We start from the raw sequence: 10,740 nt of genomic DNA on the forward strand, positions 1-10,740 counted from the left end.
AATAGAAGAAACCGGAGAGTGACAGAAGAGGGTTACAGCGCTTTGCGCTGCTATGAGGGACAGTATTGAATCCTTAAAGCCATATACCACAACCCTATTCCCTATTCCCTATTACCTATTCCCTAGCGCAAAGCGCTATATTTGTCCACACTGAAGCCAGAACCCTGTGAATTAAAGGCTTCTATGGGTTATGGAGAAATTGAGAAGATTCAAGCCAACCTGAAGTTAAATAAAATGCTGCTGCTCTCGCGGGCGATCGCCGTCAGTGGGAATGGCTTAAAAGTCTTCACCTATGCCGGAAACCCCTTAGCACTAAACGTAGCTCAATGGCTGTTCCTGATTAAAGATAGCGTAGCCGTAGTTCAAGGGATGATGCGCGATAAGACTCCCGAACAGCTCGTCAGAAATCGTCAGCAAATTAATCTCACTTGGCAGGACATTCTGGGATAATGGAGTCCTGATTAATTGGACTTAAGAGCATCACCATTTTTATCCCCTTCTCCTGAGACAGCAAGACAGAGAAAGCTTCAAAAGTAAATCTCTCATCCAAGTCTGGAAGAGCAAATCTTTACAGTGATGGAAGAGCATTTAGGCGTTCGTTACATTTATGAAGATCTGGTCTGTTCGCTCGAAAATAAGCCGTCTATGTTTCAGGTATTAACCACAGAAAATTTTCAGGCGCTCTCACCAGAATTGCAACAGCGACTGCGCCAAGCTACCCTCACGAGTAACAAGCAGAAAATGGCTGAAGTGATTCGCGCTATTGCCGAAAATAATCCCGATTTTTCTGAGGCGATCGCGACCTGTTTCCAGAATTTTGAATACGATAAAATTCTAAGTTTAATTCCTCAATAGTACAGTTAAGCACGATTGTAGGGGCTTTCTGGCCGATCGCTACTAGAGTCTTTTTGAACGAATCGTACATTTGAATCGACTATAGTATAAACTGACGTGATTAGAGAATCCCATGAATGAAGCCAAGCAACCTTCCCTGAAGATCGCCGTGGTAGGAGATGTACACGATCAATGGGAAAGTGCCGATGCACAAGCACTACATGCTTTAGGAGTGGATTTAGTGTTGTTTGTGGGTGACTTTGGCAATGAGTCAATTGCGGTGGTGGAGGCGATCGCCGCGTTAGACTTACCGAAGGCGATCGTTTTAGGAAACCATGATTGTTGGTATACCGCCTCTCCTTGGGGTCGGAAGAAATGCCCCTACAATCGTCAGTTAGAAGACCGGGTAAGCGACCAGCTCAAGTTGCTCGGCGATACTCATGTGGGGTTTGGTTATCTCAATTTTCCCCAATTTCAGCTCAGTGTTGTGGGCGCTCGGCCCTTTAGTTGGGGCGGCCCGATCTGGCAGAATGGGGGCTTTTATCGAGACCGCTATGGCGTGAATAGTTTTACGGAATCTGCTGATAAAATTATCGCGGCTGCCCAGAAGACCGCCTATGAGACAGTAATTTTTATGGGTCATTGTGGCCCCCAAGGTCTTGGAGATCAACCAGAAGATATTTGTGGCAAAGATTGGAATCCTTTGGGGGGAGACTTTGGCGAGCCAGATTTTCGAGCAGCGATCTTGGCGACTCGAGAGCAGGGAAAACAGATTCCCTTGGTGACGTTTGGCCATATGCATCACCGTCTGCGCCACACCGAAGCACAATTAAGAGAGGCGATCGCTCAAGATAATCAAGGTACAATTTACCTCAATGCAGCTAGAGTCCCTCGGATTATCACCACCGCCACCGGGAAATCTCGCAACTTCTCCCTCGTTACCCTAGAAAACCAAACCGTTATCCAAGCGAGCTTAGTGTGGGTCAACCACCAGTTCAAAATAGAAAGTGAAGAAATTCTCTATACATCCCGTCCATCTGCTGCCCAAATAGGCTATACTAATAGACTGTGACTGGAGAGGTGGCAGAGTGGTCGAATGCGCTCGACTTGAAATCGAGTGGGCGTTAACAGCGTCCCGGGGGTTCGAATCCCCCCCTCTCCGTTCCCTTGTTGGTTGAGCGAATCAGATTGAGTTTCTATGACTTCTACGATACAAATTGAGCATCAACCGAGCCGCGAATACCTGGATCGACTGGGAATCTGGGATTGGCCAATTTGGACAAAAGAAGTTTCTGAATTTCCCTGGACCTATGACTGCTCAGAAACCTGCTACTTACTTACGGGCGAAGTCATCGTCACTCCCGATGGTGGAGAACCGGTCAAATTTGGCGAAGGGGATTTAGTTACGTTTCCCGCCGGACTCTCCTGTAGCTGGAAAATTCTTCAACCAGTTCGCAAACATTACTCCATGGATTAATCCTTATTCTCTGACTTGTGCAAGCAGTCTACGGATGATGACCAGGAGCCAATAAAACATCCAGATACCGATCCAATTCGCCATCAGATCAATCAAACTATAACTGCGGGCTGGAGAGAAAATCTGTAAGGTTTCATCAATGAATGAAAAGACAGTGACTAAAATTGGCCCTAGGGGAAGAGATATTTTTCCCAGTTGAATCATGCGCTCTCCCAGAGCTTGATGACTTAAAATTCCAGCAGTTCCTATGAGAAACAAATGCCCAAATTTGTCGTAATCGGCTACACGGGCAGGAATCCACCGTAAATAAGCGGCTAGGGATATGAACAACAATAAGCCGAAATAGATCCAGAAGGCAACGATCCATCGGCGATCGGCTTTTTTAGGGCTAGGAGTTCTCATAAGGGAGCAGTGGTAAGTCTGTCTGTATACGGACGCTCAGTAGCGCGATCGCAGTTCCCTAAATTGTTCTGGTTTTTATTTTATCCTTGACGGTTAATTTCTTCTAAGAGCCACTCTTCTACAGGTTCTCCATCTTTGCGTTCAATGTGAATGGCGATCGCATAAACATCAGCCGATCCCGGAGGCGCTGGGATTTGCTCAAACTCTATAGTGTAGTTATTGGGGTCTTGGTTATGCTCCTTGAGCCAATCGTTCACTTTAATCTGGGCAAACAACGATTGTCCATCCTGGAACATACGGGTAATTTGCATTTGCAAGGTATAGGGAGTAAAACGGGGCATAGGCTGGTAATCGGTAATAGGGAATAGGGGGATAGAATAATCCTTATTCTGATTGTTGCAGAATTAAGGGTAAGTTGTCCTTGCCTCCACCAATGATAATCACTTTGCTGTTTTCGGATTCAGCTAATTGTTGCGTCGCTTCAATGGACTTAAGCTGTATAATTTGTGGCGTTAACCCTTGGGCAAGCAGTTTTTGGGCATCAGCAATTCCTTGGGCTTCTATTCGTTGTCTTTCTGCTTCTTTTTGCGCTTTTTCGATCTCAAATTCAATCTCTTGACGCTCTTTTTCGTTAATAAATTCCTGGCGCTCGCTTTCTTGTTGGGCGGCTAGTTTTTCCTGAATCGCCGCTTGAATAGAGTCAGGAAGGGTGACATTTCTGAGCAGAGCTTGATCGACGGTGAAGCCTAACGGTTGTAGTTGACTAATCAAAGAGTCTTGTAGCGTTTGGGCAATCTCTTGGCGCTTTTCTCCATAAATTTCACGGGCTTCATAGCGGGCGGAAATTTCTCGAATCAGCGATCGAAAGCGAGAGATGATGATTTCGGTCTCATCTGTGCCAATATTTTCATAAACGTTGGCAACTTGTTGAGGGTCAAGTTTATATTGTAAACTGACATCAATACTTAGATTTAGCCCTTCTTTTGAGGTCGCACTGACCGTTTCTTTAATGTCTTTGAGACGAGTAGAAAAACTTGTGATTTTGGCCATAGGATTGGTCAAGTGTACGCCAGGTTTCAGGGGTCTTTCTTGAACTTTTCCAAGGATTTCGACAACAGCGACTTTACCTGTTGACATGACAACCAAGCATTGGGATAAAGTCGCCAAAAAACCAATTACACTAATCAGAAGAGAGATTACCCTGATTTGATGTTGGCGATGTTTGGGAATAGCATCAATGGAGGTACTACTTAAGGCGATCGCCAACGCTAACAATGACGTGAGGAGATAGGGAATAAACATGATCGCTGAGGAGATCGGTACATTTATAGAGTAGCTCAAGGGGTTTACCCTCTAGGGGAAAGGTAAAGAAAAGTTGACTATCTGTTATCTTGTGAAAAGAATGCCTCAGTTCTCTTAAACTTCCCTTAAAACAACTCCCATGACATTTCCCTTACCCAACTTGTTAGTTCCTGAACGAGCGGTTTCCGTCAATGAATTCACCCGATATTTACAAATGCGCTTAGAAGAAGATGAACACCTTCAGCAAATTTGGATTACGGGTGAAGTGTCGAGCGCCAGCCAATATAGCAGCGGATTATTTTTCACCCTACAAGATCCAGAGGTAAAAGCGAGTCTCAATTGTGTGGTGTGGAATAATGCCTTATCTCGACTGATGACTCAACCGACTGCGGGGGCTAAAATTGTGGTATTAGGAACCCTGCGGATTTATCCCCCTAGAGGACAATATCAATTAATGGTCCATCAGGTGCTTCCGGGGGGGGAAGGTTTACAAGCCCTTCGATATCAACAATTGCGCGATCGCCTAGCGGCTGAAGGCTATTTTGACCCCGATCGCAAACAACCCATTCCGTCCCATCCGAACATTGTGGCCGTAATTACCTCACGTCAAGCCGCCGCCTGGGGGGATATTCAACGCACTCTCAAGCGCCGTTATCCCGGGCTGCATGTTCTGTTTTGTCCGGCTCTGGTACAAGGCGAACAATCCCCCAGTTCTATTGTGAGAGCTATTCAACAAGTCGAAAGCGATGGTCGAGCTGAAGTGATTATTCTAGCTAGAGGGGGAGGAGCGACGGAAGATTTAGCCGCGTTTAATGATGAGCGAGTGGTTAAGGCGATCGCCAAGTGTCCCATTCCCATTATTTCCGGTATCGGTCATCAGAGGGATGAATCCCTCGCCGACTTAGCTGCCGATCTCTATGTCCATACCCCTACCGCTGCTGCCAATCGAGCGGTCCCAGAACTCTCTACCCTCCTGAATGAACATGAAGACCGTTGTCTAGCGCTGATCGACGTTGCTCACACCTACTTCAACCAACATCAGGATCAACTTAATCTCTTGCGAAACCGCCTCTGTCGTCTGCAACTCGATCGCCAAATTACACGGGAAGAACAAACTTTAGACTGGAAGCGTCGTCAATTAATCCAACTCAGTCTACAAGCACTGCAACAACAAACTCAAAAATGTGACTATTTGCGCCAAAAACTGTCTACTCTCGATCCTCATAATGTCTTGAAACGGGGATACGCTTTAGTCCGCAGCGAAAACGGGGAAATTGTGCGCTCTGTAAGCTCCCTAAAGTCAGAACAAGAATTATCAATTGGATTGGGTCAAGGTCAAGTGAAGGTCAAAATTGTGGAAATTCTCCCTTAATCATTCTGTAATTCTTGATTGAACAAGGTACTGCATAATAGAGGAAACTACTGTATAGTTAGGGTCTGTTCTATGGAGTACAGTTTGGAGCCTTAGACCTAAGCTATACAAGCTGTTGCTTATTGCTATTCGTGTCTATTTCTAGAGTGCGAAACGCTCTATGTAGCGAAAGAAAAGAGGAATGTATTCCTGATTACCTACTGGAAGCAACTGAGAGGCCTAAGCTATTTCTATGAGCAACAGCCGATAGGGGTACAGTTATAACCCCCCACGTCTTAATCATCTTCTGTTCCCTATCCCATCGTTCACTACACCTTCACTCCTTCAGGTTTATTATGCCTAAATCCTCCAAAAATAACTCTACCCCTCAATCTGATTGGAATTATGAAGAAACCGTTGCCCAAGTTGAAGCCATTATTAATCAAATGGAAGCGGGAGATATGGACTTAGCGGAAGTCTTCAATCAATTTACTCGGGCTGTAGAATATCTCAAAGAGTGTGAGAGCTTTCTCGCGCACAAGCGATCGCAAATGGATTTGATGATTGAAACCTTAAGTGAAGATCCAGACTTCTAATCGCTTCGCTTGCTTTTCGATATCCCTCGGATCGACAGCAAATTAGCATTCAACGCCTGCCTATAATCTTCTGCTGCTCCTGGATAATCGCCCAGTTTCACCAAATAATCGCCGCGATTATAATACGCTTGTGCAAACTGAGGATTCAATGCCAGGGCATAATTAAAATCAGCTAGGGCTTTAAAAACCTCATTTTGAGCCGCATAAACTAATCCTCGGTTATTATAGGCGGCCGCTAATTCAGGATTCAATTCAATGGCGCGGTTAAAATCCTGTAGTGCTTCCGAATCGTGCTGTAATTCCCAATACACTGCTCCTCGACTCAGATACCCTTTTGCTGATTCGGGATCTAATTGGATCACCCGCTCAAAATCGGCTAACGCTTGATTCCACTGTTTGAGTTTGCGGTAAGTATTCCCTCGATTGTAATAACTTGTCACATACTCAGGATTTAGGGTAATAGCCCGATCGAAATCCGCGATCGCCTCCTGATAATCCCCTAGATTATAGCGACTTAAGCCTCGGTTATTATATCCTTTGGCGTAATCGGGGGCTAATTGGAGAACCCGATCGAAACATTCAAAGGCATTTTGGCGATCGCCCATTCGAGCAACTACGACACCATGGTTAAGTAACTGTTTTGCCTGCATCAGGTTAGATCCAATATTCATAGGGTTAATGGAGTAATACTGAGCCAGAACACAATGAACTCCAAGAGTATAGAGTCCTCTTCTATTCAAACTCAGTTCCCCAATGTGGAATTCATTGATAGTGCTACCCGCTGGTAATAGGCGATCGATAACCAGTAAACCGGCTTTTCCTTCAAAAGTCCCCATTTTTAAGGCTTTTAGGGAAAGTTTTTGCGTGAATTTACAGTTACAATAACCGATTTTCCTGAGTATTGCATCCGTAGGGAGTTGAGAGTTGAAACTCAGTGTGTATCGCTATTACTGATTACCTAATTTAAGCAATCGAACCTCGCTTACGGGCTTCCTTATAAGATGTACCAATATTTTTCAAACCTGCTTTAATCATCTGCTGTTCCAACAAGAGGAAAAACCGATGGCGATCGCCTCCCCGCACCACGGCTTGATTATGAGCTTCGGATAAGGCGATCGGATAACCATAGCCTTTCGCCACTTGAGCGAGGGTTAAACTTAATGCTTGCTCTAATAAGTGGGCATCTTCAACCACCCATTGGGGAAACTCAACACGGGCAATTTCTTTCCCCACATTTAGGTAACAAAAATACACTACTTGTTCTCGATACTGCTCTAAAATTCGTGCCGAAGACCTCCATAACCCACTGCGCTGTCCTGGTTTTAGCCAACTCCCCAAGACTGAACTATCTCGCAAGGGATGTAAAACTTGACAGGGCGCTTTGTCCGTTTGCCCGCCGCAGTGAACCATACAATTGGGTTCGGGATGAGGACAGTGGGCAAGACGCAGAAAGTTAAGTGCTTCTCCACTGCGAGACGAACTCAAATAACCCACAAGGGGAATACGATGATGTTGGAGGGTTTCCCAAGCTTCTAGAATCGGGGGTAAAAGGCGATCGCGCGCCCCACCCGGTAATGGCTCTAAATGCCAATAAATTAAAGAACCATCCACCATTGCTAGAGCGGGCAACTGTTCGTCTAATTCTCCTCGCTCTTCAGTTGCCACTCTTACTCCTAATTCCGCCAATACCGCCGCCTCTGATACTGTGCGCTGATACGCCATCCATTCATCCGTGCGAATTCCCCATTGGCGAGAGACATAGAGATCTTCTTGACGATAAAAAGCTTCGGGGAGACTATCGAGAATTGCAGCCCGATTTTGACCATAATAAAAAACGACTCGTCCCGTATTAATCAGATAGCAATAGGCAATTTCATGGTGGGAGGGAGCCATCTGGGAACCGTCGGTAGAGATAACGGTATGGACTTGAGGCGCACTTTGAATATCCACTACCGTATCTAAGGGTTCAATGGGAAAGGCGGCATTAAATCCAAAATGATTCGACCATTGCTCATAGGAAGAGATTAACTCATCTAGGCGATCGCTCGCTTGAGCTAGGGTTTCTCTAGCGCGGTTCAGCCGTTTCTGGGTAGCGGTGGCTTCATCTTGCAGATGTTGGCTGATGCCTTCCATCTGACGGGCGAGTTTATTAAAATCGAGCATAATCAGGCACTCTAGCAATAGGTTATAGCCAATGGTTTAAACGTTGGCTGAACGTGTCTAGGGATAGAGAATGAATGCGAGGATGGCTGCTGGCGGCTTGTTTTTCGGCAGGTGTATTGTAGCCCCAGGTGGCGAGGAAGAGTTCCACGGAGGTTAATTGGGGATGTTGAGTAACAGACAGGAGAGTTTTCCAGCGATCTTCGATAAACCAAATCCGTTTTTCTGAGGGATGGAATGTGAGTAAGGTTTCGGTTTTGGGGCGTTTGATACTTTTGCCGATAATGCGATCGCCAGGAAAGTCAATGTCCTCCATTTCCAGTAGTTCCTGGACAAACCTGGCTTCTTTGGTGGTAATAATTACTAACTCCAGATCGGGGTTAGCCAGGAGCGATCGCAGTTGAGGGACAATACTGGGATAAAATCGATGCAGGGATAACCAGTCTGAGCGGTTGGTTTGGATCTGGCGATCGCGCCTCCCATCGACTCGATCCATAATTTCCGCAGCTTTGAGTCCATCTCTGGTAATAATTTGCTCGCAGATCCCGCGCCAATTCGCTAAAATCTCCTCCTCTGAAGCTCCTTCAACCATGGCTCGAATCAATACCGGCATTTCCCAACCGGTTTCAATCACTGGGCGCAGACAATAGAATTGTTCTGCCATCCCTGGAGGTGGAGGAGTCTCGTCCACTGCCCACACCTGAGTATAGGTTTGCCAAGCCGTTTGAAAATACTCGACTAATCCATCACAGAGTACACCATCAAAATCTAAGGCTAGAACCTCTGGAATATCCATAATTCTTGCTGGCTATAACACTATAGGCAAGGATAGCAGGCGATCGCCCCTCTAACCAGATTGAACCGTCCTCATCTTGCTCTATAAGAACATACAGCGCTTTGCTTGCGTTATAAAACACAAGCTTGAATCCTCTCTCTCCATGTACCACAATCCTATTCCCTATTCCCTATTCCCCAGCGCAAAGCGCTGTAATACTCTTGGGGTTGGGATGGCATGTTTCTAATCCTCTTAACTTAACCGCGCAAAGCCTTTGCTCAAGTTTCATCAACCGGGTTATTAGCTTCTGGATCATTTGTTGGTGTCTCTACACCCTGGGGAATTGAATCTTGGAGTTGCTTGAGTTCCCTTGGAGAAACCATCCCCATTAAGACCTGCTTTAGCTCTAATTTATTATCCTTATTTAAGGAAGTTTTACTCAAGGTAACCACCGAATCAGCCATGCCTTCTTGAGGAGGGGATTGCAGATAAACCTCTAGACTGGGAATGGGAATATCCAGATGAGTATTAATTAGCTCCCCAGCTTTGACATAATTATTGCTATCTAGGAAACCGATAAACTTTTGTGAGCGATCGTCGTCTACATTTCCGACTCGCTGTGGATCGCCATACCAGCGATCGCTACTTTCACAAAAGGGTTCCTTCGCTGCCCGAAATCCCGCTGCGGTACTGACTCCTGCAATGACGGTTAATTCTAGAGCGCGATAAATCCACATACCTATTCCGCTCACTGGAATACCGCCACTGCTCGATCTCGATAGTTCCATGCCTTGTTGGGCAGTAAATTGTAAATATCCTATAAAGCCTGCTTGCCCAGTTTCCTCGATTAAGATAGTATCAATTGCTAATTGTAGAAGCTCTTCTTCAGTGACTCCTTCTTCGCTTTCAGCGAGTGCTGTTTGCAGATCTTCGCTATAGGCTTGTCGTAATTCTCCAGCTACAGATCTCTGAAAAGTCCAGTAATCAAAAACATGCATGGCACCATAGATGGATATACCCGTCAATGCCCCAAATAAAGCTGCGATCGCCGGGTTTCTGACTTTACCTTTTTTTACGGCAATATGAGTTGCACCACCCCCCAAAAATCCCATGCCCAGGGGAAACAGAATGATCAAATACAAGAAATTACCGATAAAACTAGTAATCCCACCAACAACACCACCCGCTATTTCTGAGTTTCACTCATCGCTTCTATGAATGGCCAACTAGCAAAACCTCTATCCATTACACCCACTTCATTAGAGCCAATCATGGTCGGGATATAATCCGTGAATTTGGCATCATGAGCCTGCCCAAGACTAATGAAAAATTCTGTGAGATTACCCGGATTTATGTTGATACCATTGAGGAGTTTAACTTGACGGTAGTTTTGTTTCCAGAAGAGCTTACTCGTGAGAGTAATTACGGTCGAATCTATCGGCAACAGCCTTAGAGATTCTACTCTATTTTTCTTTTTTAATTGATGAAGTAATTAATTATAGATCCGATAAAACTTGTGGTCTTATCTCGATTTACATGCCTTAGAAAAGGTAGATATATCAACCTTAATACCCGTATGATTCAATCGGTAGAATAAGTCTCTCATACTGATCAAACTACTATCAAGTACGAAGTTCAACCAGATTTCAAAGAAGAGGCGAGAGTTCAGAACTGGGTAGTCATGAGGAGATAATGACTTGAGAATCGGTTTGACAAGATTTGTAAAAGAAGCTACCATGGGCGAGAATATTGTTTGAATATTTGAGGATAGAATACCATATTTTATCCTCTTTTTTTCGACATTAAGCTAACATTCAACACTTCTGCCTCTATCCATTACTCC

14 protein-coding genes and 1 tRNA gene are annotated in these 10,740 nt (G+C 45.1%); 8 read left to right on the top strand and 7 right to left on the bottom strand.

Annotation, left to right across the window (positions count from 1 at the left end; all coding sequences use genetic code 11):
- Positions 1 to 141: 141 nt before the first annotated feature.
- The 5 genes from J7545_RS19210 (at position 142) to J7545_RS19230 (ending at position 2,311) form a co-directional block, all read left to right on the top strand.
- Entirely contained in the window at positions 142 to 450 is a 309-nt protein-coding gene (locus tag J7545_RS19210; protein WP_318699636.1) for a hypothetical protein, read from the top strand.
- Between the two features lie 126 nt (positions 451 to 576).
- Entirely contained in the window at positions 577 to 855 is a 279-nt protein-coding gene (locus tag J7545_RS19215) for a hypothetical protein (protein WP_318720015.1), read from the top strand.
- Between the two features lie 112 nt (positions 856 to 967).
- A complete protein-coding gene (locus tag J7545_RS19220) occupies positions 968 to 1,906 on the top strand; it encodes a TIGR04168 family protein (RefSeq protein WP_318699638.1) in 939 nt (312 codons plus the stop codon).
- Between the two features lie 2 nt (positions 1,907 to 1,908).
- Positions 1,909 to 1,996, top strand: a tRNA-Ser gene (locus J7545_RS19225).
- A 36-nt stretch (positions 1,997 to 2,032) separates the two neighbouring features.
- The gene (locus J7545_RS19230; RefSeq protein WP_318699639.1) at positions 2,033 to 2,311 is read left to right on the top strand and encodes a cupin domain-containing protein; all 279 of its coding nucleotides are present in this window, start codon (positions 2,033 to 2,035) and stop codon (positions 2,309 to 2,311) included.
- A 3-nt stretch (positions 2,312 to 2,314) separates the two neighbouring features.
- On the opposite strand, the gene J7545_RS19235 is transcribed toward J7545_RS19230, so the two are convergent.
- From J7545_RS19235 to J7545_RS19245, 3 genes are all read right to left on the bottom strand, one after another.
- A complete protein-coding gene (locus J7545_RS19235; protein ID WP_318699640.1) occupies positions 2,315 to 2,713 on the bottom strand; it encodes a VanZ family protein in 399 nt (132 codons plus the stop codon).
- Positions 2,714 to 2,793: 80 nt separating this feature from the next.
- A complete protein-coding gene (locus J7545_RS19240) occupies positions 2,794 to 3,054 on the bottom strand; it encodes a hypothetical protein (RefSeq protein ID WP_318699641.1) in 261 nt (86 codons plus the stop codon).
- 43 nt (positions 3,055 to 3,097) lie between these two features.
- Positions 3,098 to 4,018, bottom strand: coding sequence for a prohibitin family protein (locus tag J7545_RS19245; RefSeq protein WP_413038653.1), 921 nt, complete (start codon positions 4,016 to 4,018; stop codon positions 3,098 to 3,100).
- Positions 4,019 to 4,154: 136 nt separating this feature from the next.
- Between J7545_RS19245 and xseA the strand changes: the two genes are divergently transcribed.
- Both xseA and xseB read left to right on the top strand, forming a co-directional pair.
- Positions 4,155 to 5,387 carry an exodeoxyribonuclease VII large subunit gene (gene xseA, locus J7545_RS19250; RefSeq protein ID WP_318699643.1) on the top strand — a complete coding sequence of 411 codons (1,233 nt, stop codon included), beginning with the start codon at positions 4,155 to 4,157 and terminating at the stop codon, positions 5,385 to 5,387.
- 335 nt (positions 5,388 to 5,722) lie between these two features.
- Complete coding sequence (gene xseB / locus J7545_RS19255) at positions 5,723 to 5,962, top strand: exodeoxyribonuclease VII small subunit (RefSeq protein WP_271940196.1); 240 nt, start codon at positions 5,723 to 5,725, stop codon at positions 5,960 to 5,962.
- Here xseB and J7545_RS19260 read toward each other — a convergent pair.
- From J7545_RS19260 to J7545_RS19275, 4 genes are all read right to left on the bottom strand, one after another.
- Positions 5,959 to 6,798, bottom strand: a complete 840-nt coding sequence (locus tag J7545_RS19260) for a tetratricopeptide repeat protein (RefSeq protein WP_318699644.1) — start codon at positions 6,796 to 6,798, stop codon at positions 5,959 to 5,961. The two genes, xseB and J7545_RS19260, sit on opposite strands and share 4 nt — an antisense overlap.
- Before the next feature lie 127 nt (positions 6,799 to 6,925).
- Positions 6,926 to 8,125 carry a DNA double-strand break repair nuclease NurA gene (locus J7545_RS19265; RefSeq protein ID WP_318699645.1) on the bottom strand — a complete coding sequence of 400 codons (1,200 nt, stop codon included), beginning with the start codon at positions 8,123 to 8,125 and terminating at the stop codon, positions 6,926 to 6,928.
- A 22-nt stretch (positions 8,126 to 8,147) separates the two neighbouring features.
- A complete protein-coding gene (locus J7545_RS19270; protein ID WP_318699646.1) occupies positions 8,148 to 8,918 on the bottom strand; it encodes a hypothetical protein in 771 nt (256 codons plus the stop codon).
- Between the two features lie 257 nt (positions 8,919 to 9,175).
- A complete protein-coding gene (locus J7545_RS19275) occupies positions 9,176 to 10,009 on the bottom strand; it encodes a hypothetical protein (protein ID WP_318720017.1) in 834 nt (277 codons plus the stop codon).
- A 191-nt stretch (positions 10,010 to 10,200) separates the two neighbouring features.
- Between J7545_RS19275 and J7545_RS19280 the strand changes: the two genes are divergently transcribed.
- Entirely contained in the window at positions 10,201 to 10,350 is a 150-nt protein-coding gene (locus J7545_RS19280; protein ID WP_318720018.1) for a hypothetical protein, read from the top strand.
- Positions 10,351 to 10,740 lie beyond the last annotated feature (390 nt).

The sequence above is a fragment of the Roseofilum sp. SBFL genome (assembly GCF_017746885.1).
GTDB lineage: Bacteria > Cyanobacteriota > Cyanobacteriia > Cyanobacteriales > Desertifilaceae > Roseofilum.